Annotated in this window: 17 protein-coding genes; 10 read left to right on the forward strand and 7 right to left on the reverse strand. The window is 66.0% G+C overall.

What is annotated here, in order from left to right:
- The first annotated feature begins 31 nt into the window (after positions 1–31).
- Together GA707_RS11945 and GA707_RS11950 are read left to right on the forward strand one after the other, a co-directional pair.
- A complete protein-coding gene (locus GA707_RS11945; RefSeq protein ID WP_152178645.1) occupies positions 32–877 on the forward strand; it encodes a nuclease-related domain-containing protein in 846 nt (281 codons plus the stop codon).
- Entirely contained in the window at positions 874–1824 is a 951-nt protein-coding gene (locus tag GA707_RS11950) for a phosphorothioated DNA-binding restriction endonuclease (RefSeq protein ID WP_226963743.1), read from the forward strand. The genes GA707_RS11945 and GA707_RS11950 overlap by 4 nt, the downstream gene beginning before the upstream one ends.
- A 77-nt stretch (positions 1825–1901) precedes the next feature.
- Here GA707_RS11950 and GA707_RS11955 read toward each other — a convergent pair whose 3' ends face one another.
- The 5 genes from GA707_RS11955 to GA707_RS11975 all read right to left on the reverse strand — a co-directional run bounded on the left by GA707_RS11955 (position 1902) and on the right by GA707_RS11975 (position 10696).
- Positions 1902–2888, reverse strand: coding sequence for an HIRAN domain-containing protein (locus GA707_RS11955; RefSeq protein WP_152178646.1), 987 nt, complete (start codon positions 2886–2888; stop codon positions 1902–1904).
- A gap of 269 nt (positions 2889–3157) precedes the next feature.
- Entirely contained in the window at positions 3158–5200 is a 2043-nt protein-coding gene (locus GA707_RS11960; RefSeq protein ID WP_152178647.1) for an ATP-binding protein, read from the reverse strand.
- The gene (locus tag GA707_RS11965; RefSeq protein ID WP_152178648.1) at positions 5197–6297 is read right to left on the reverse strand and encodes a DUF3644 domain-containing protein; all 1101 of its coding nucleotides are present in this window, start codon (positions 6295–6297) and stop codon (positions 5197–5199) included. The genes GA707_RS11960 and GA707_RS11965 overlap by 4 nt, the downstream gene beginning before the upstream one ends.
- A 274-nt stretch (positions 6298–6571) precedes the next feature.
- Positions 6572–7489: an HNH endonuclease gene (locus GA707_RS11970; RefSeq protein WP_152178649.1), complete on the reverse strand. Its 918-nt coding sequence runs from the start codon at positions 7487–7489 to the stop codon at positions 6572–6574.
- Between the two features lie 87 nt (positions 7490–7576).
- A complete protein-coding gene (locus GA707_RS11975) occupies positions 7577–10696 on the reverse strand; it encodes a DUF3427 domain-containing protein (protein WP_152178650.1) in 3120 nt (1039 codons plus the stop codon).
- Between the two features lie 191 nt (positions 10697–10887).
- On the opposite strand from GA707_RS11975, the gene GA707_RS11980 reads away from it, so the two are divergent.
- The 8 genes from GA707_RS11980 (at position 10888) to GA707_RS12015 (ending at position 19172) form a co-directional block, all read left to right on the forward strand.
- Positions 10888–11685 carry a hypothetical protein gene (locus GA707_RS11980; protein ID WP_152178651.1) on the forward strand — a complete coding sequence of 266 codons (798 nt, stop codon included), beginning with the start codon at positions 10888–10890 and terminating at the stop codon, positions 11683–11685.
- A gap of 112 nt (positions 11686–11797) precedes the next feature.
- Entirely contained in the window at positions 11798–12937 is a 1140-nt protein-coding gene (locus GA707_RS11985) for a thermonuclease family protein (RefSeq protein WP_152178652.1), read from the forward strand.
- A 182-nt stretch (positions 12938–13119) separates the two neighbouring features.
- Entirely contained in the window at positions 13120–14052 is a 933-nt protein-coding gene (locus GA707_RS11990) for an ABC transporter ATP-binding protein (protein WP_152178653.1), read from the forward strand.
- On the forward strand, positions 14049–14813 hold the full coding sequence (locus tag GA707_RS11995; protein WP_152178654.1) for a hypothetical protein: 765 nt from the start codon (positions 14049–14051) through the stop codon (positions 14811–14813). Before GA707_RS11990 ends, GA707_RS11995 begins: the two co-directional genes overlap by 4 nt.
- A gap of 272 nt (positions 14814–15085) precedes the next feature.
- On the forward strand, positions 15086–15379 hold the full coding sequence (locus GA707_RS12000) for a nucleotidyltransferase family protein (protein ID WP_226963744.1): 294 nt from the start codon (positions 15086–15088) through the stop codon (positions 15377–15379).
- Between the two features lie 232 nt (positions 15380–15611).
- Positions 15612–16214 (forward strand): helix-turn-helix transcriptional regulator, encoded by a 603-nt coding sequence (locus GA707_RS12005; protein WP_152178655.1) that lies wholly within the window; start codon positions 15612–15614, stop codon positions 16212–16214.
- On the forward strand, positions 16211–16783 hold the full coding sequence (locus tag GA707_RS12010) for a hypothetical protein (RefSeq protein WP_152178656.1): 573 nt from the start codon (positions 16211–16213) through the stop codon (positions 16781–16783). The genes GA707_RS12005 and GA707_RS12010 overlap by 4 nt, the downstream gene beginning before the upstream one ends.
- Positions 16784–16940: 157 nt before the next feature.
- On the forward strand, positions 16941–19172 hold the full coding sequence (locus tag GA707_RS12015) for a 2OG-Fe(II) oxygenase (protein ID WP_193315308.1): 2232 nt from the start codon (positions 16941–16943) through the stop codon (positions 19170–19172).
- A 15-nt stretch (positions 19173–19187) separates the two neighbouring features.
- Here the strand turns inward: GA707_RS12015 and GA707_RS12020 are convergent, their stop codons facing one another.
- Both GA707_RS12020 and GA707_RS12025 read right to left on the reverse strand, forming a co-directional pair.
- On the reverse strand, positions 19188–19517 hold the full coding sequence (locus tag GA707_RS12020; protein ID WP_152178658.1) for a type II toxin-antitoxin system PemK/MazF family toxin: 330 nt from the start codon (positions 19515–19517) through the stop codon (positions 19188–19190).
- A complete protein-coding gene (locus GA707_RS12025; RefSeq protein ID WP_152178659.1) occupies positions 19514–19747 on the reverse strand; it encodes a DUF2191 domain-containing protein in 234 nt (77 codons plus the stop codon). The genes GA707_RS12020 and GA707_RS12025 overlap by 4 nt, the downstream gene beginning before the upstream one ends.
- Positions 19748–19971: the final 224 nt, after the last annotated feature.

Consider the following 19971-nt stretch of genomic DNA (forward strand, 5'->3'; position numbering starts at 1 on the left):
CCAGTTCCGCGCGCAGGAGCAGGAGAGCCGCGTGAGGAACGGGCTGGCCTGGGCTGGTTCTCGCGAGGCTCACTGCTCTGCGTTGCCGACGGTGTTGCGGCATGCTTCTGCCATGGGGGTGGCGGGAGCATCGAGTCGAGACAAGTACAAAGAACTGTCGCGCCGATGGCACCGGATCAACCGGCGCTTGTTCATCGTCATTGGGGCGATTTGCGGAGCCATCATCGTCGCCTCCCTCGTGGTCGCGGAGCTGTGGCCTGACCAGGGCTGGATGGCAGGCTTCTTCGGTGGCGCAGCCGCTGCCTTCTTCATGGCCGCGTGGCTCAGCCCGCCTGGGTGGATAGAGAACTGGCAATCCGGAGCGTGGGGCGAGGAGGCCACCGCCAAGGCACTGCGACCACTCGAGGGTGAGGGCTGGGTCGTCCTCCACGACTTGCCTGCTGAGCGTGGCAACGTAGACCACATCGTCATCGGACCACCAGGGGTCTTCCTCTTGGATTCGAAGCGCCTGTCAGGCACGGTCCGAATCGATGGGGACGGCTTGGCTAACGTGGATCGTGCCGACGACAACTCGCTGAGCTACCGGCATCCTGGGGACAGGCACCTCCTCTCCTTGGCACGCGAAACTCACTCCCGCGTACTGGCTAGCAGCCGAATCCGCCTCTGGGTGGCACCAGTCATGGTGATCTGGGCTGACTTCCCGCAACGTGTCGTCGACGAGAACCGATGCGTCTACGTCCATGGGGACGAGCTCGTGTCCTGGCTTCGGGGAAGGGAACAGAAGATCGCTCCGAGCCGAATGCAGACCATCGTTGAAGCGGTGACGGCGGCGTGGACGAGCGACATAAGCACCACTCAGCAAGGTCAAGATAGATGAGCGATCCGCATGCTGGGGGCGGCGACCCCAACATCAGCTTTGGAGAGGTCGGCGTCATTGAGCGTCTGATGAACCTGCGTCAGCATCAGCAGAACGGCAAGCGCTCGCCTCACAAGCCTCTCCTTGCCCTGCTCGCCCTCGCCCGGATCGAGGCCGTCGGATCGAGCGCCATTCCCTGGGTAGAGGCTCGCGAGCAGCTAGGGAATCTCCTGGTCGAGTTCGGGCCCACATCCACCGCGAGCGCGGCGCAGTCGGCGGCGTACCCCTTCACTCGGTTGCGCTCTGACGCCCTGTGGGTTTTGGACGAGGACGTTCCCATGGATCGCATCGGTCCGCTGGAACGCCATCACGTCACCGGCCGCTTCGTGGCGTCGGTCGAGCATGCGATGAAAGACCGCCAAGCCCTGTTTGCCACGGCGCGCGCGCTCGTGGAAGCAGAATTCCCGCCTTCGATCGCCAGCGATATCCTCGCCGCGGTCGGGTTCGACCCAGATGAGATCTTGGGCCGCCCGGGCGCCGCGGCCAGCGCGGGCACCGATTCGACTCAGGTGCGTCGGCGTTCGGCGAACTGGCGTGGTCGGATCCTGGCGGCATGGGACCGTCAGTGCGCCTTCTGTGGCTTCGACGGACAGTTGGGCTTTGGGTCAGTGGGTCTGGAAGCGGCGCACGTGCGGTGGTTCACCTACGACGGGCCCGACTCCCTCGACAACGGCGTGGCGCTGTGCGCTCTCCATCACAAGCTGTTCGATCGGGGTGCCCTCGGCCTGACCGAGGACTACCACATCGTGGTCTCGAATCAGTTCACCGCGAGGACCGAAGCAGGCCAACGAGTCTACGAGTTAGCCGACCGCCCACTTCGACCGAGGCCAGGAACGAAGCTCCCCTCGGCGGAGCATGTTCTCTGGCACACGACTCAGGTCTTCAAGGAGCGCGTGGGGGCCGAGTAGGGACCGCGCCAGATCGATCTTTGGGTCGGCGCAACTGGCGATATCCGGCGAGAGGGGTCGCTCATCGCGGGATGTAGCTAGGCGCGTCCTCCACCGCTGCCGACAGAGTCGAGCCAGCGGCGGGTCACTTCGTGTGACTTGGCGACATAGAGAACGATCTCAGCCCGAAGCGGTGAACCCTTGAGAACGGCGCGGCACAGGGGCACTTTGTCACGCTCTGCCACGTACTGCACGATGTCCGTCAGCTTCTCTGACATGGCCTTCGTCAACACGCCGACTCGGTGCCCGTCAAGGCGCACCTCGACGCATTGATACGGCTGGGACCGTTCTGTCTTCTGCTCTTGCACGACGTGGAGCGTGACCGCCAGGTAGCGCTCGCCTTCCGACACGTAGCGACCGAGCACGTCCATGTGCTGCTCCTCGCCGCTCACTTGGATCGCTCCGCCGTGAGGGAGCACCTCATAGGGCTGTTCCGGGAACTCGTTGAACGATTGCACCCCGTGCGCCGGCGGAAGCTTCAGGGTTACGCTTGCCGCTCGTTCCGTATCGCTGGTCGGTGCTACCCACACGCGGGCCTCGACCCTCAGACACTCGCCTCGATCGGCCAAGTCCTGCAGCGATGGCGAGTAAACGGCCGCGTCATCACGAGGCAGGTATCCGACGAGGCGTCCTTGAACAAGCACGGCTACAGCGTTTGGGTCGAACGGATTGTCGGGCTCGGCGATCACCGTGGCTGAAAGGTCACGCATCTCCGCGCCAAAGTCGCCCGCCCGCGCGTCGTTCTCGAGCAGCAAGGCCCGAAACGCCTCTGGGTACTGATTCTCACCGACCACGCGTTGATGCTCGGTGGCCTTCGCCCATGGCCGAACCGGCCTCAACTCTGAAGCTGCCAGTTCGGACGGCGCTTCTGCTTGGCGCTGAACGTCCTCGACGATGGGGTGGTAATGATCAGTCCACTGAACACCATCCCACCAACGGACATACCCCGGACGGTCCGCGGCCGGATGCCACCCCGCCGGAGGCTGCTCGACCTTCTCGACGGATCTGCGACTAAACAGCCCCATGAGTCCCCTTCCTCAACGTACCTGCGTCCCATGCACTGTAACCAGGCGACGGGCAATCGCTTCAACGAGGCCGGCGGTTCTTTGCAGGCTACGGGGGCCGGTGCCGGGAAGGCGACGAATGAACGGCCACTCTGACGGTGGGACGTAAGCCAGCCGCGAATGAGTCAGTGCGGACTCATAGAGGAGCGATAGCCGGCGGAGTGTCGCAGCAGTCTGATCAGTACGAACAGTCTCCGTCTGCGAGAAGGAGGCTGGCATCTCCCTCGTTATCAGGATCGCCCAGGGTCGGCGCCCGCATCGGCACCCCTATGAGCAGGACTCTCTCCAGCAAGTTCCTCCGTCGCTCCTTCCGGATCAGAGAAGAGACCCTCGGGGATCACGTCACCATGAACCCGGGAGAGATACTCGCGGGCCTCATCAATGGAGGGGTCGTGCTGCAGACGTTCTTGGAAGAGGGCGAGCCGTCGTCGGCAGTCCTCAATAATCTCGCTCCATGTGCGAACCCATACCCGGACCTTTGTCTCTGGTGCCGAAGGCAAGTCGGGTTCAAAGACGAGACCGCGGGGTCGGTCTCGTTGAGCCGCTTCTTGGCGGACGTCCTCGTCTATGTCGGTTACCACGAGCCAGAAGTCCCATATCGTCGCACTGTTGGCGAAGCGCGCGTCAGCGACGATGGCCTTGGCGTACGCCTTGATTTGGCTCAACTCCTTTTCTGTAGCCGTGACCTTCGGCGCCTTCAACTCGACCACTAGGTGTCGGTTCCGGTCATGCTCGGTTGCGGCCGCCGAGAGCAACAGGTCGAGACGCCCGGAAGTGCCGTCCAACTTCCGTACTCCAGCTGTACTGGTGCGCACAACGCCGAGTATTTCCAGATGGCGCTCGAGCACGGCCGACAGTCCTCGTTCACTGATCATCTGGTTGAACTGCTCCCCGAAAATCCAGAGCTCGTTCTCCAGGATCTTGTGGAGGTGATCGCGCTCGCCAACCAACTTGTTGGCGTCGGGGTCGTACACCATCAACTCGAGGGCGGCAATGAACTCGAGCCGATTAGCAACGCTCGTGGACGCCCGGATCACGCGTGAGAGCCCAGTTCGCTTCAGTAGGCGGTCCAGTTGATGTCGCTCGTCATCTGGGAGTCCGAGGAACTGGTCAAGCAGGTGCGACACATTGGCGGGACGCTGCTTGAGGCTGTCGCGGAGCAAGCCTAGCGTGAGTCCTTCTTGCTGCTTGTTCTTGCTGGGGATGTGCCGGCCTATCGACGTAGCCACGACATCGAAGGCTGCCCGCTCAACCTTCTCTTCCTCGGTCTCAGGTTCGCCCTTGTATGGATATGTCTTGCGTCTTTTCCACTCCTCGACCTGTTCCCTGCGACGTTCATCACGTCGCGAATCGAAGTGTTCCTCCAGGGCGTTCAAGGCAACGTCTATAAGGCCACCGAGCGGGGTGTTGTGACTCTCCAGGTCCGTTATCATCCACTCGTTTCTATGGGTTGGCATGTCCGCCCATAGAACGTACGCGGTGAAGGGGAAATCGGGTGCGGGAAGCCTCAGGTCGGGCTCATCTACCGGAACCCCCGCTTGGTCACACAACAGCAGAGATCGACTCGATCCGCTGCGCCACTCGATGACGCGGAGCGCCGCCTCGAAGGTCACTTCATCGGTTTGCCAAGACAGCGGAAGTGTGACATCGCGCTCCGCTTCCGCATTCGGATTGACATGTCGTCCGTTATATCGAACACTAACGCGGCTCTGCGCCATCAGGTATGGCGCGAGTTCTCGGGTAACGCGTTCGAACGCCTTGTCAGTGTCCAGACGGTTGAGGCTGTCGAGGCCGACAGCCTCGAACCGCGTGCCCGTTGGCTCGTCGGAGGCGTCTGCTTCTGAGCAATCGAACCCGTCCTTGGAAGACGCACGAGCGCGCACAATCGAACGGCGACGCGCGCCTGTCACGTCGTCGGCAACAGTGGTCCAAGTGACCTCGTTTCCGATCGCAAAGGCCCTCAGTCGCCCCTGACCCGCCTGCCCGTGAAGAGGACGCTTCTCGCCCTGGCTGACCCGAGAACCACGCTTCCAGGAATCCCCCACCCGCTTGAAGTAGGAGCGCACATCCGCCGGGCTGATCCCGTGGCCGTCATCCTCCACGCTCACGCCGATCACGCCATCAGCATCATTGCGTAGGAGATTGACAACCACGCTGTAGGCATCCGCGTCGAGACTGTTCCATACCAGTTCGATGACTGCACCCACCGGGTCGTGCGGCTTCGTGAGGGCCTCAACGAGGGTCCGACCTGCTTCGAGTTGGTAGTGCGTCATCTTGATACCTTGTCAGCCGGGTCCGACAGGCTTGTCGGCTTCAGTCGTGCTTCCATGCCGGTGGTCGCCTTGAAGCCCTCGGGTGTCCCGCACTTCTTGATCAGGTGCCTCACGTAAGCCCTTGTGTAGCGGTACGACCTCGTTGGCTCGTCGTACTCACAGAAGTCCGGATTGGTCCGATCTGGGTTTGAGTCGCCCCCGGGCGGGCGGACCTTCAAATGGCGCCAAGCCGCCGCAAAGTGGTTGAGGTTGAACACGTAGGGGATGCCGGCCTCTACTTCGGCTGCGGCAGGTTTCGGCATTAGACGACCAAGTCCGGAAACCGGCTGCCGTCGGTGGCGAACGATGACCTGCCCCTTGCGGCCCATCTCCTCAACGGCGGCACGCTCCTCCTCTGTCATGTCGTCGAAATGGGTGAACTGCACCGCAACGGCGTCGGGGTCCTTGGGCGCCAACTCCACCGTGGCGCGCAGCCGGAACTCATACCGGGGGTCATGTGACACATCACTGTCTAGCCCCGACTCGTAGTCGGTCAGGAAGCTACGTAGATCAGGGGGGAGGGACTTCCGGAGACGCCTCAGCGCCTGTTCTCCCTGCGCGCTGAACGTGCCGACGAAGAGAGGAATGCGTAGGCGCAGTGCGAGTGACTGTTCGTCTCCGAACTGGTTCGTGACCTCATCCTCGTAATTGAGAAGCAGCGCGTGAGCGTGTCCAGCCAGCGTGATCATCAAAGCTGTATCGGCGTGTGCGTGTCGGTGTTCGAGCCGGTTCCGCAATCGGATGAACAAGCTGAGATTTGCGCGCACTGGCTCCTGGTCGCTAGGCCAGCGCTCCCGTAAGCACCGCTCCAGCTCCCACCTCTTCGGCTCGCCATCGACGCGCAGTAGGCGCTTCTTGTAGCGCGAGTCCCAATAGCGGTAGTCGGTGCCATCGCGGATGAACTGGGCGTGCAGGAGGTAGAGCCAGGCGAGGTGCATGTGCACGACGAAGCCTTCGAAGGAACGACTTTCTGCGGCGTCGTTGTATAGGCGCACTGCGAGGCACGCTTCCTTCACGCTGGCATCCAGCGTGTTCTGCCAGCGTGGAGGTCGTGCCATGATTCGACGCTACCTGCGCTGCGGCGGCGACGCCCGCAACGACCCACGATGGGCCAGCTCATTCAGCCAATTGCGACGCCGCACGGCTGCGGGACGAGTTCGAAGTCGTCGGCTCTGTCCGACTGAACCCCGCGATCGCAACAGGCGGTGCGCGAAGTCGGCACCGCCTTCGTCCATGGAGTGCCTACGCCTGAGAACCGACCGGACGAATCTGCGCGTAGGGGGCGTGCACGCATCCCATTCTGGGCGAAGCGACGCGCCCCCCACCTGGTCGTTATCGAAGGAAGCGGGTGTCGAGGTGCCATGTGACCGCGTCCTGGTTGGGCCGGTCAGATCTGCGCCTCGGAACCCCGATCTCCGCTCCAGCCTTGGCGTAGAACTCCTCCCCGTTGCCGAAGTCCATACGCAGTCTGGGGCTCACCTGAAGCCGGTGGCGTGGATCAACGCCCAGGTAGCCGCGATCGAAAAGGATATGAACGTCTGAACGAAGCAGCATGCCGTTGTCCACCCGGTGCTCCCCGTTATCCGATACCGGCCGGATATGTGCTGCCTGCAGGACCGGCTTGACCCGACTACCGGTGATTGCGCAGCGACGTTCATACGAGGACAAGACCAGGGACTTAAACGCGTCCTGGCCGACGCGTGGCACAGTCAAGGTCGGCAGGCCCCTCGTTGGACCCGGCACCAAGAGCGTGTCTCCCTCGGCCAGGCGCAGGGTCGAGATGTCGAGAAGCCGACGCAGGTCAGCTTCGATCGGGCTCTCATTGGTGAGGTCATAGCCCTTGTAACTGACAATGTTCTTCGCGAAGTCGGCCGGCCCAGGTAGGCCACCGCCAGTCTCATCAAAGAAGAGGTCACGGAGGAGGATGCATCCGATCGGCAGGGAAGGGTCGGGCTGCACCTGGCGGTAGTTAGCGATCGTTTGGGTCAGTTCCGCAAGCGAAGAGACACCGTTGCTCTCACCGTGAATCTCCCACGCCTCGGCGACGGTGAGCTCCGCGAAGCCACTGAAGAACCCTCCACCGACAAGTCGATTGTTCGGCCAGTGAGTCTTGAAGAGGAACGGTTCTCCAATGGCCAAAGCGCGGAAGGTCCGTGCCGATGGCATCCAAAAGTTCGCCTCCGTGATGTGGGGTCTGTCCCGGAGGTACGCAGCCCACGCGTTGTCGGTCACGCCGACGACGGCCCTCATGGCCAGACCATATCGTCACGAACCTATCTAGAGCCGGATATGTCCGACCGCTCTCCCGCGACTCGGAGTGGCGGATTCGACGTGCCGTCAGACGGCCACTGCCGATTCAGCGAACAAGTCCGCCGGCATTGGGGTGCGCAGACGCCAAGTGATGGCAATCGGCCGCTCCCCTTGGTGGCTCACGTAGTCAACTGGGCCGAGGAAGACGTAGGGCGCGGTCCCGAAGTCACCATTTCTCTCGCGCCGGACAAACAGCAGCTTCTCACCAGACCCTTCGATGTAACGTTGCCCGGTCGGTGACCTAACCGACGTCGTCGACTGCGACTCCCAGTGGAACAGCGTCGGGCTGATCGGGTAATCGGCGTACATTGTCGTTGGCGAATACTCCGCCTCGCTCTTCTTCAGCGTCACAAGAAACGCGTCGATGTCGCCGTGCGGGCCATCCACGCGCACGACCCCGGCCATGAACGATGATGGCCGCCGCTGCAGTGACGCATAGCCGAGAGCACTGAGCACCTCCTCGCGCTGATACCGCGCGTGGACAAAGAGTGGGATGCCCTCGAGTGCGCCACCGAGCGGTGTCGGCACGTGCCGTGCCTGGTCAAGCCCGAGCTCGGTCACCTCGGCGATCTCGCCGGCGACGCTGAGCTCGCTGCGCACCTCCTGTAGCCCCTCCTCGATCGAGACGTGCTTCCCGCTTGGGAACAGGCTGAAGTACAGCATCGCCGAGAGTCGCTGCTCAGCAACGGACATCTCCTCCAGCGAGAGCGCAGTAGTCGGGTCAAGCAGCCGTCGATACACCTGCGCACGCAGCGGATCGTCCACATGCACCAACGCCCGCACCCGCTTCGACAGCGTCGTCTCCATCGGCGACGCGGCACCCGTCAACAACCCAGCCTCCCGCCGCAAGGTCGTGAACGACCGATCGGCCCGGATGACATCGGACAACTCCACCCCGGCCCTGGCCAGGAACTCGGTGAGCGCGTCGGTCGGATGCGCCCGCAAGGCATTGACCAGTTGCTCACGCCGCACCGCCAGATGCGACTTCACGCTCTCCAACGCCGCGTCCTGGGTCTGCCGATCGAGCACCACCTGACAACCTGACGGCAGGGTCGGAAAGCCCCGCTCGATCTCATGCACCAGCCGCCGGCGCGGCGTCCCAGTCATCGCGCGATAGCGCTCGGCGAGCTTGAACTCTCGCCGGTGCGCTCCGACGAAGTCCAGCACCGTGAGCACGGCCTTGTCGGGAGCGATTCGCAACCCCCGTCCGAGCTGCTGCAGGAAGATCGTCGCGCTGTCGGTCGGGCGGAGGAACAGCACGGTGTCGACCTCAGGGATGTCGAGCCCTTCGTTGAACACGTCGACGGCGAAGAGCGTCTGGACCGACCCCTCCCGCAATGCGGCGATCGCCTCCTGCCGCGCCTGCGGCGCCGTCTCCCCCGTCACGGCGCGCGCCGCCAGGCCAGCCGAGCGAAACCTCTCCGCCATGTACTCCGCGTGCGCGACGCTGACGCAGAAGCCGAGCGCACGCATACGGAAGGGGTCAGTGATCTTGGCGCGGATCTGCTCCAGGATGATCCGCATGCGGGCGTCGTTGCCGGTGAAGACGTTCTCGAGCTGGGCCTCATCGTAGCGTCCGGCCCGCCACGCAACCCGGGTCAGGTCGGTGCCGTCAGCGACGCCGAAGTAGTGGAATGGCGATAGCAGGTCGGCCTCGATCGCGTCCCAAAGACGTAGGTCGGCCGCGGTCCGCCCGTCGAACATGGTCCGCACATCGGTGCCGTCGCCACGCTCCGGAGTGGCGGTAAGGCCGAGCAGCTCCCGCGGAGCAAGATGGTCGAGGATCCGACGGTACGTGCGAGCTTCCGCGTGGTGGAACTCGTCCATGACCACAACGTCGAAGGCGTCGGCCGGGATGGAGCGGATGTCGTATGCGGTGAGCGACTGGACACTGGCGAAGACATGCTGCCATCGCTCGGGTCGGGCGCCCCCGACATACAGCTCGCCGAACCCAGCATCGGCAAGGACCTCGCGGTAGGTGCGCAGGGACTGAGTGAGGATCTCCTTGCGGTGGGCGATGAAGAGAAGCCTTGGACGTTCTTTGCGACCGGAGTCATGTGTCCAGTTCCGAGCCAGCCGCTGGTAGTCAAGGGCGGCGACGACGGTCTTACCGGTGCCGGTGGCAGCGACAACGAGGTTGCGGTGCCGGTCGTGGACTTCACGCTCGGCCTCGAGCGCATCGAGGATGGCCTGCTGGTATGGGTAGGGCCGCACCTGCAGACCGGAGAGGACCAGCCCAGCGTCGCGCGGACCTCCCCCGCCGCCGGCCGCCAGCCGCAAGGCGTCATCGAGTCGGTCCCGGTCGACGTCGGGGTCATAGGTCTCGAAGTGGTCTGAGTTCCAGTACGTCTCGAACGTCGCAGCGAACTTCGCGAGCAGACCCGGGGTGGCGACCTTGGACAGCCGGACGTTCCACTCGACGCCGTCGAGGAGGGCGGACTTCGACAGGTTCGACGACCCCACATAGGCGGTGTCAAAGCCGCTGTCACGCCGGAGGTGCCAGGCCTTGGCATGCAGGCGGGTGCGTCGCGCCTCGTACTGGATCCGGATCTGCGCGCCGTACTCCCGGACGAGTCGGTCAAGCGCCTGGCGCTCGCTGCCGCCGAGATAGGTCGTCGTGATGACACGGAACGGCACGTCTCGCTCCCGGATGAGCGCGAGTTCGGCCTCGAGGACTCGCAGCCCGTGCCACTTGACGAAGGCCATGATGCAGTCGACTCCGTCGGCGGTGAGCAGCTCCTTGCGCAGCTCTGAGCCCAGCTGCGGTTCGCCTGGTGCGTTGGTGAGGAGCGCGGACTCGGAGAGTGGAGTTGACGGGTGCGTCGTGTTCCTCACGGGAGCACCGAATGCGGTCGGTGTGACCACCGACTTGAGCATCCGAGGTGGGGCCTCAGGAGTCTCGTTTAGGTCTTCGACCATATCGAGGAGCGCGGTGACGAGGTTGACCTGGTGCTCCGGATTGCGAGTGTCCTTGAGGGCTCGCTCGAGCGATGCCGTCACATGACGACCGAGAGTATGGGGCAGGTCGGCTTCGTCGATTGCGGCGAGCTCCGCCACAAGATCGGGTCGAGCTGCCAACGCTCGCGCCAGTCTGCGCGTCAGCAGACGTTCGTGGATCCCCTCCGCCAGATGCTCTCCCCGCTCCATGACGTGACAGCTTGCCACGGGCAAGCGCGCGCCTCAGCCGCCTCCGTCGAATCACTCCGGGTCAGAGGCGCATTCGAGGTCCTCCGAACGGTGGATGCCGAGCTCGACAAAGACACGAAACGGTCACATTCGCAATGCACCCCAACATGCACATGTCGGGAAGAGCGCGAGGGGAAACCAATATGGGCGCTATGAGGAACACACGGGGAGCACTACAAGCATCGGTCGCGGCACTTCTAATTGGGGGCTTGCTGACTGGATGTGGATCCGTCGCCGAGACGGCCTCCACTGAAGGGGAGACTCAGTCTCAAGTCGTGGGGGGACAGGCCGCCACTGAGGACGCTACGACCGAAGCGGCTGAGCCAACCGAAACAGAAGAGACCGAGGCGGTCGCTGAACTTGAAGTCGCGGAATACGGCTTCACTCAGCTCGACGGCGGTGAGTTCGATACTCCAGGTGTTACTTACGGGGTGGTCATTGCGAACAACGGCACTGGGATCGCCAGCGACGCTCAAGCGCAGATCAGCTTTGAGGACGCAGACGGCGTCGTTGTGGATACCCGAGAGGAGTACCTCAACGCGGTACTGCCCGGAAGCTCCGTGGCCCTCGGCGACTTCGTCTACGACGCGACCGGCGTTGAGACGATGACTGTCCAGATCCTTCCTGGCACAACTGAGGAGCTGGAAAGCGAGCCCGCCAACTTCACTGTCAGTGACGTGACTACTCGTGAGCAGGAGTTCGGCGGCTACAAGACCACGGCAACTGTCGCGTCGCCGTTCACACGTGATCTGGAGGACCTGCAGGCTGTCGCGATCTACCGCGACGACGCTGGCGACATCGTGGGCGGCGCCTACACGTTCCTGAACTTCGTCCCAGCTGGCGGAGAGGCGGCCGTATCCATTGATGATACGGCTAGCGGCCTGTCGACGCCGGCGAGCACAGACGTGTACATCGCCATCACGAGCCTGACCCTCCTCGCAGACATGTGAGAAATGCGTACGGGGCATTGTCGTGGGACCAGCCTCGTAGGCTTCCAAGGCAGTCATCACCGTGGCCTAGCAGTTGCAGGGCGTCAGACAGCAAGTTCGTTCGAGGGGTCAGATGTTCGTAGGGAAGTTGGCTATTGGGGTTGCGGCGGTTCTCGCCGTCGGCACCGGCGTCGCAGTAGCAGGCGGCATTGGCTCAGAGCCCACTGTGGTGGTTGCCGTCGTCGACGGAGACACGATCGACGTCTCGACCAATGGTGACGTCCAGAGAGTGCGGCTCCTCAATGTTGACGCGCCGGAAAGCGTGCACCCGGACAAGTTCGTGCAGTGCCTGGGGCCTGAGGCAACGGCCTACCTCGAGGAGCTCCTACCCGTTGGGACGGAAGTGGAACTTGCCTACGACCGTGAAAGGACCGATCGCTACGACCGCGAGCTAGCGGGGGTCACGCTGGGAGACGTGCTCGTCAACGCCGAGATTGCCCGAGCCGGGCTCGGAATTGCTGTTCTGTTCGAGCCGAACAGCCGCTTCTACGAGGAGGTTCGCGACGCCCAACTCGAGGCCATCGCTGCCGGGCGTGGCCTCTACGACGAGAAGCTCGGTTGCACACTGCCAGGCCGGGTGGCAGAGGTCACCGCCAGCGCCGAGACGGTACTTGATGAGCCTGTAGGCGTTGAGAACGGACTTGAGGCCATGGAGTCCTACTCTGGGGTCCTTGCTGAGACGATGGTCGGTGTCGTCGCTCTGACCGCGTTGCTGGATGGGGATGGCGACAGCCTCTATGCAGTTGTGCACCGCCACAATGCCGGTCCACGAGACGCACTAGCACAGGTGCACCAGCGGCTCGAGAACGCACAGCGGCGGACGCGCGAGGCGATCCAGACCGAGAGGGACCGCATCGAGGCTGAGCGGCTCGAAGCGGAGAGGGTGGAGAGGGAGCGCCAGGAAGCGGAGAGGCGGGAGGCCGAAAGGGAAGAGGCGGAACGCCTTGCAGCCCAGGAGCAGCGTGAGCGGGAGCGTCGCGAGGCGGAGCGTCGCGAGGCGGAACGGCGGGCCGCCGCCCAACGCCCCTCCACCGGTGGGTCCAGCTCGGGATCTGGGTCCGGTTCATCCGGCGGAAGCTCGGGGTCCGGCGGCTACGACGGCTACACGGGTTGTCGAGCCTATGGAGGCAAGTACCCTCCCAACGCCATTGACGAGCAAGGGCGGCCGTACACGAAGATCGACTGCTCTACCAAGCGCCCCATCGGCGGCTGACCCGCTTCTTCCGCGCCGAGGAGACGCCCCAGACCTGGCGACCTGAGTGGTCAAGTCGACCAGCGCATACAGGTCATCCGAACCTGCACACGACCTTCACGTTTCCTCCCCCAGCCGGCGACCCCTCACTCCGTAGATTCCGAGTGATCCACAGCGACGACGCGACCGAAGCGAGGGACCCCATGATCAGAGTCGAGGGACTGAACAAGCAGTACGGCTCGGTGCGAGCCGTCGACGACCTCACCTTCACCGTCGAGCCGGGCAAGGTCACCGGCTTCCTCGGCCCCAACGGTGCCGGCAAGTCGACGACGATGCGGATGATGCTCGGGCTGGACCGCCCGACCAGCGGGACCGCGACCGTCCGGGGCAGGCGCTACGCCGACTTCCCCGCGCCGCTGCGGGAGGTCGGGGCGCTCCTCGACGCCGGCGCCATGCACCCCGGCCGCACCGGCCGGGCCCACTTGCGCATCGCCGCCCACTCCAACGGCATCCCCGGATCGCGGGTCGAGGAGGTCATCGACCAGGTAGGCCTGGAGTCCGCGGTCGGACGGCGGATCAAGGGCTACTCGCTCGGCATGCGACAGCGGCTCGGCATCGCCGCCGCGCTGCTCGGCGACCCTCCCGTCCTACTCTTCGACGAGCCCGTCAACGGCCTCGACCTCGACGGCGTGCGCTGGATCCGCGCGCTCCTGCGCGGCTGCGCCGACGAGGGCCGCACCGTGCTCGTCTCGAGCCACCTCATGAGCGAGATGCAGCTCATCGCCGACCGGGTCATCGTCATCGGCCGCGGCCGCCTCATCACCGACACCCCCACCTCCGATCTGCTCCGCGGGCTGGGAGCCGGCACCGTGCGAGTCCGCGGTCCGCGGCTCGACGAGCTCGAGCATGCGCTCGCCCCGCGCGCCGAGGTGACCCGGTCGGCGCCGGACGAGCTCGAGGTGACCGGCCTGACCGCCGCCGACATCGGAGACCTCGCGCACTCCCTCGGCCTACCCGTCCACCACCTGGCCGAGGCGGAGCAGTCGCTCGAGAGCGCATACCTGCGCCTGACCGAAGACCAGGTCGATCACCATGGCCGGCAGCCCGAGCCGGTCGGAAGCGGGGCCCTGCGATGACCGCCACGATCCTCGCTCGCACCTGCCGCGCCGAGTGGAGCCGTATGCGCTCGCTGCGGTCGACCTGGATCCTCGCCTTCGCCACGGCGACCGCCGTCGTCGGGCTCGGCGTGCTCATCGGGGTCGACGCGGCTGGCTCCGCGACCCCGCCGCCACCGGACGCGACGGCGTGGGAGGGCGCGCGCGTCACCGCAATGTTCGCGCTCTTCGGGGTGCTCGCGCTGGCGGTGCTCGCGAGCACCGCCGACCACGCGACCGGCGCCATCGTGCCGACGCTGCAGTGGACCCCGCGACGCGGTGTGCTGCTCACCGCCCGCTCGGCGATGATCGCCTCCGTCACGACAGTCCTGGGCGTCGTCCTCGTCGGGGTCGCGAGCGTCGTCGTGCGCTGGCTGGTGCCGGAGGTGGGCCTCCCGCTCGGAGAAGGGATGGAGAGCCTGGGCGGCCTGGCGTTCCTGTTCGGCACCTCCGCCCTCCTCGCGATCGGCCTCGGCCTGGCCCTGCGCAGCACCGCCGGAGCACTGGTCACCGTCATCGCGCTGATCCTCGTGCTGCCGCTCGTCCTCGGGAACCTGCCCCAGCAGTGGGCCCAGGACGTCGCCGCCCTCCTGCCCGGCTCGAACGTCATCTTCCTCATCTCCGGCGAGGGTCTCAGCGACGACCTGACCGTCACCTCTGCCCGCACCACGATGGCGGCCTGGGCCTGCACCGCCGTCGCCGCCGGCGGGTGGCGGCTGCTCCGGGCCGACGCGAGCCGATGACCGTCGCCGCCGGTCCCACCGAGCGGTTGTGTCATGGAGACACGCCGGTTGGAGACCCGCGGATTCAGCGTGTCCCCATGACACAACGGACGGATGACACCTGGCGACGCAGGCGGGAGCAACAGCGTGAGACGGCCACCGCATACCGAGTGTGGGCATGCCGGCCATGCCCTGGGCAAGGAGCATGCATGCGGCCATCTCTCGCGTTTTTGGCGTTTAGGTCTCAGGCTTCTCCACAGACGAGCGGCTCGCCCCTTCCTTAGTCTTGTTCCGTGCTGGCTCTGGACGTCGACCGGGATCGCTTGCGCGAGGTGTGCGAGCGATACGGCGTGGCGTCCTTGGAGGTGTTCGGCTCCGTAGCCCGCGGCGAGAACCGTCCTGACAGTGATGTGGATCTGCTCTATGTCCTCAAGCCCGGCACCAGGCTTGGCTTCCGGTTGTTCGACCTCGAGGACGAGTTGGCGGCCGTCTTCGGCCGTCCCGTCGACCTCGTGGCGCGCACATCGGTCAACAAGTACCTGCGCGAGCAGGTCCTCACCGATGCGCGCCCCCTCTATGCGGCGTGAACTCCTGCTGCTGCGCGAGATGCGCGATGCGGCCGCGACGATCCAGGAGTTCGTGGGTGAGCGCAGCGCCGACCAGGTTGAGGCTGACGGACTCCGGCGTTCGGTCCTCCGGGGCACTTCACGGTCCTCGGTGAGGCGGCCAGCCAGGTACCCGCGAACGTCAAGGATTCCCATGAAAGCCTCTTTCGACGTCGGTGGCGGAGGGTGTTATCTGATCAGATAATGTATAAGGATGGATGAAGACAGTGCAGAGGTCGTCAGGGGTCTCGAGCAGGCACTCGCTGCGAGCGGTCTCAACCAGGCCGAGTTCGCCGCGTGCCTGGGCACCTCGGCCTCCCGGTTCAGCGCCTATCGGGCCGGCCGAACCGTTCCTTCGGCTGCGTTCTACCTGCGCGCCCTGCGGCTCGCGGCCGCCCTCGAGTCCGCAAGGGACAGCGGGTGGATGACGCCGATGTCCACCGCGCGCGAGATCCGACTCGCGCTCCGTCAAGGCGATGACGTCTGGGCCTTGAAGATCGCTCTCCAGGGCCGGGACCATCTGCGAGAGCTCCTCCGAACCGACGACGCGACAAGCGACGCGTGGACCGCCTCGCCCCGGACGACTGGAGACCGGAGATGGGATGCGCTGTTGGGTGCTCTGACCAGACACGAGTTCATGACGGTCGGCCGCCAAGCCCCCACCTGGACGACCCGTCCCGCCCGACATCTGGACAGGGATGACGAGTGGGTTCTGCCCAGCCTCCTGCTCGATGAACCCGAGGTTCGCGCGACAACGCCGAACTGGCTTGCCGAGCATGGCATCTATGCGGCCGAACGTGACCTGGTGACAGCGTGACCCTGGTCCAGTTCGACCGCACTGAGATCGAGCGCCTGCTCGGGCTCTTGGACGAGCGGCTCCGCACGCGCGGTGTCTCTGGCAGCGTCTATGTCATCGGCGGTGCTGCCATCGCCGTCACTGTTCACGACGCACGTCGCACGCTCGATGTCGACGTCCTCGTCTCGGACCCTCTCATCCTGGAGGAGGCTCGGCTCCTGGCTGATGCTGAAGGAGTGCCGCCGACGTGGCTGAACGACAGCGCACGGCCGTGGGTGCCGCCTCGGCTACCTGGGTCGGACGCTCGTCCGACAGAGCCCGGACTCTTCGTCCACTGGGCGCCGCCAGAGCACCTGCTCGCGATGAAGCTCGTCGCCATGCGACCTCAGGATGCGCCGGACATCGTGGCGCTGGTCGAGCTGCTCGGGCTAGGCAACGATCCCAGTGCTTACGCCGACCTCCTCGAGCAGGTCTACGGCGGGGAAGGTGTCCTGCCGCTTGTCCTCGGCGTGCCCGATGACGCGGCGCGGGACGAGGCCCGTCGCCGGGGCGACATCGCCGTATCGCTTGTTCGGCGGGCCAAGGACTGACCCCACGCCGGGGGTGGGCGCCATGTGGTGCACGCGTCCAGGAGCTGTCGGTCGAACCTGGCAGGCTCGCACCGAGCACCCCGAAGGTGACAAGAGCGCGGGCCCGAGCCGCGCATACCGACGACGTCCAGCAACCACACGAGAACGGAACACACCCTTGGCGATCCCCGCACGGGCGCACCTGGCGAGGCTCCTCGCGGGTGCCGGCGAGAAGACCTCGCAAAGCGCCATGGTGCGCCTGCCCGCAGAGGTGCTCGACCTGCACGTCGACGGCGTTGGCACCGTTCCGCTGCCGGTGCGCGCGCCTCTCGCCAGGAAGCTCGTCGCCGCCTCCACACCCGCGCACTTCGGGCGGGGCGAGGACACGTTGCTCGACGCCTCGGTGCGCGACACCGGCGAGATCACGCCTGACCGGGTCACGCTCGCGGGCGACCGCTGGCAGGCCGGTCTGGCCGAGGCGCTCGAGACGCTCGGGACCCGGCTCGGCATCCGCGACCCGCGGCGACTGCGCGCTGAGCTGCACGCGCTGCTCGTCTACGGCAAGGACCAGCACTTCGCGCCGCACCAGGACTCCGAGAAGCACGACGCCATGGTCGCGACGCTCGTCGTCATGCTCCCCTCGAGCCATTCCGGCGGCGAGCTCCTCGTCAGCGACCAGGGGAACTCCAAGGTCTACACCGGGTCGACGTACGAGCTCACCCTCGTCGCCTTCTATCCGGACTGCCGGCATGAGGTGCTGCCGGTGCGCTCCGGGTGGCGGACCGCGCTGACCTTCAACGTCCTCCTCGACGAGCCGCCCGAGGCCGAGCCGGCCGGTCCGGTCGACCAGGTGACGGCGCTCCTGCGGGAGCACTTCGACACGCCGGTCCGCCTGTCGTACGGCACGAAGGACAGTGACCCTCCGCAGCGCCTCGCCGTGCTCCTCGACCATGAGTACAGCCGCCGCGGCCTCACCGCGGGCCGGCTCAAGGGCGAGGACGTCGAGCGTGTGGCGCTCGTGCGGGCGGCGGCGGAGGCGGCAGGTTTCGAGAGCGCGCTCGCCCAGGCGGAGATCGACGAGACCTGGGACGCCGACGTCGAGGACTATCTCGACGACGAGGACTACGAGCTCGGTGAGGTGCTCGACGGCAACACGGTCCTCACGTGGTGGGCCGACCGGGACAGCGCCGGCGAGATCTCCCTCGCCCTGGACGACGAGGAGGTATGCGCGCCCACCCCCTCCCATCGGCTCACCCCGTACGACAGTGAGTACGAGGGGTACATGGGCAACTACGGCAACACCGTCGAGCGGTGGTATCGCCGGGGCGCGGTCCTCGTCTGGCCGCCCGACGCGGGCTTCGGGATGCGCGCCGAGGCGAGTCCCGGCTGGGCATTGGACCGGATCGCGGAGTCGCTCGGCGGGGGTGAGCCCGACCGGGCGCGCGAGGAGGCCCGGGCGTTGGTGAAGGAGTGGGGGCCCGCCGCTCCGGCATTTCTCGCGCCCGCGCTCGAGGTGGCCTGCGGGCTGGATGACGCCGGGTTGGCCGCCGAGCTGCTCGCGCCGTTCCACCTGGAGATGCTGACCGTCGACAACGCTGAGTCGCTGGCGGCCTTGCATGAGGTCTATCCGCAGTCATGGTGGACAGCGCTGGCCCGGCAGTGGGACCGGCGGCGTCCTGCTCGCTTCGGAGCTGGTCGCCCCGGGGATGGGCCTCCGGACCGGCGGACCTGGGTCGCGACCGTGCTGCCCGTTCTCTGCGAGCGGCTGCGGGGCGTGGGGGCGCCGGCCGTTGCGGACTGGCTCACGGTGTCGCTGGGCGAGTGGGTGGCCGGGGAGGCGCAGTCGCTCAGTGCCATGACGCATCCGGCACGTCGTGCCGAGGAGCTCGAGCGGCTCGGGCCCTCGCTCGCCACGGTCCTCTCAGTCTCGACAGGTGAGGGGGCCGGCGAACTGGACTCGCGCATACGGGATCTCGGCGATTCGGCCCTGCCTCTTGTGTTCGCCGCTCTGCGCTCGGCCGGGTCTGTGGTGGGGTCGGCACCTGCGCTAGTGGCGCTCGCCTCGCACGCACGCGAGCGGCTCGAGGCGAGCCTCGCTGCGCCCCCGCGCGACCCCGGCGACTGGTCCATCCCCTGGGAGAGCCCCGGTGGTGACGACGCGGACCGGCTCGGCCGGTTCCTCACCTCCTCGACCGAGCGGACCCTCGCCTGGCCGCTGGCCGCACCGCGGCGGCAGGCCATCCATCGCCTCATCGACGAGGCCGGTCTGCCCGTGACGCACCGGACGATCCGTTCGGGAAGCCCCTACACCCTGCTGCTCGAGAAGACCGACGAGCTGTTCGCAAGGGAGGTGGCCGCCCGGCGGCGGGCGGAGGAGGACCTTCGATGGGTGACGTCGGGAGGATCCTGAGTGCGGGAAACAGTCTCAGTCCATGCAGTCCACGGCGACGGCGAGCGCAGCGCAGATCTGTCGCATTCGATCATCCGCCAGCCGTCCCAGGCGCTCGACGAGGATCCCGAGCGAGACACTCTCGACGGAGTCCAGGTTGACCGCCGAGCGCCGTGGCACCGGATCATCGTCGGGCTCGAGGACGACCTCGCTCTGCAGGCCCCGGATGGTCGTCGTGCAGGGCGCGACCAGAGCGCGTCGATGGCGTGGGATGACCGCGTCCCGCGAGAGGACGACGACAGGTCTGCGACCGATCTCAGCCATCTCGCACCACCACACCTCACCTCGGGCGGGCAGCTCCGTCATGAGGCCGCGGCCGCGCGACGGAACGACGCCAGGTCACCCCACTCGTCCGGCTCGTCGAGGGGGTGCGAGTCATAAGCGGCGTAGCTCGCGTCCACCTCGGCTGCGCGATGCCGGGCGAGCAGAGCGGCGAGGGCGTCGTCGATCATCGCCGAGTCGGGCTTGCCCGACGCTTTGCGGGCGCCGGCCAGGAGGTCGGCATCCACCGTGGTGCTCAACCGTGTGCGAGTCATGCCATCATCATGCCACTTCGCCGGCGGCCCGCCCTGGATAGGTCGTTCTGCCGGAACCGCCCTGACGACGGATGGTGTTGAGCACGCGTCCGGCTCGAAGGCGCCACCGCAACCATCCGTCAAGGCGACGACGTGAGGCGACCACCGCACACCCGCCATCCGAACCTGCACACGACCTGCACGTTTCCTCCCCCAACTGACGCACCCTCGCTCCGTAGATTCCG

This window comes from Nostocoides sp. F2B08, assembly GCF_009184895.1.
Classification (GTDB): domain Bacteria; phylum Actinomycetota; class Actinomycetes; order Actinomycetales; family Dermatophilaceae; genus F2B08.

Excerpts from the sequence above, each read along its gene's own strand:
- GA707_RS11950 (WP_226963743.1), top strand. The coding sequence starts at position 874 with ATGAGCGATCCGCATGCTGGGGGCGGCGACCCCAACATCAGCTTTGGA.
- GA707_RS11955 (WP_152178646.1), bottom strand. The coding sequence starts at position 2,888 with ATGGGGCTGTTTAGTCGCAGATCCGTCGAGAAGGTCGAGCAGCCTCCG.
- GA707_RS11960 (WP_152178647.1), bottom strand. The coding sequence starts at position 5,200 with ATGACGCACTACCAACTCGAAGCAGGTCGGACCCTCGTTGAGGCCCTC.
- GA707_RS11965 (WP_152178648.1), bottom strand. The coding sequence starts at position 6,297 with ATGGCACGACCTCCACGCTGGCAGAACACGCTGGATGCCAGCGTGAAG.
- GA707_RS11970 (WP_152178649.1), bottom strand. The coding sequence starts at position 7,489 with ATGAGGGCCGTCGTCGGCGTGACCGACAACGCGTGGGCTGCGTACCTC.
- GA707_RS11975 (WP_152178650.1), bottom strand. The coding sequence starts at position 10,696 with ATGGAGCGGGGAGAGCATCTGGCGGAGGGGATCCACGAACGTCTGCTG.
- GA707_RS11980 (WP_152178651.1), top strand. The coding sequence starts at position 10,888 with ATGAGGAACACACGGGGAGCACTACAAGCATCGGTCGCGGCACTTCTA.
- GA707_RS11985 (WP_152178652.1), top strand. The coding sequence starts at position 11,798 with ATGTTCGTAGGGAAGTTGGCTATTGGGGTTGCGGCGGTTCTCGCCGTC.
- GA707_RS11990 (WP_152178653.1), top strand. The coding sequence starts at position 13,120 with ATGATCAGAGTCGAGGGACTGAACAAGCAGTACGGCTCGGTGCGAGCC.
- GA707_RS11995 (WP_152178654.1), top strand. The coding sequence starts at position 14,049 with ATGACCGCCACGATCCTCGCTCGCACCTGCCGCGCCGAGTGGAGCCGT.
- GA707_RS12005 (WP_152178655.1), top strand. The coding sequence starts at position 15,612 with ATGGATGAAGACAGTGCAGAGGTCGTCAGGGGTCTCGAGCAGGCACTC.
- GA707_RS12020 (WP_152178658.1), bottom strand. The coding sequence starts at position 19,517 with ATGACGGAGCTGCCCGCCCGAGGTGAGGTGTGGTGGTGCGAGATGGCT.
- GA707_RS12025 (WP_152178659.1), bottom strand. The coding sequence starts at position 19,747 with ATGACTCGCACACGGTTGAGCACCACGGTGGATGCCGACCTCCTGGCC.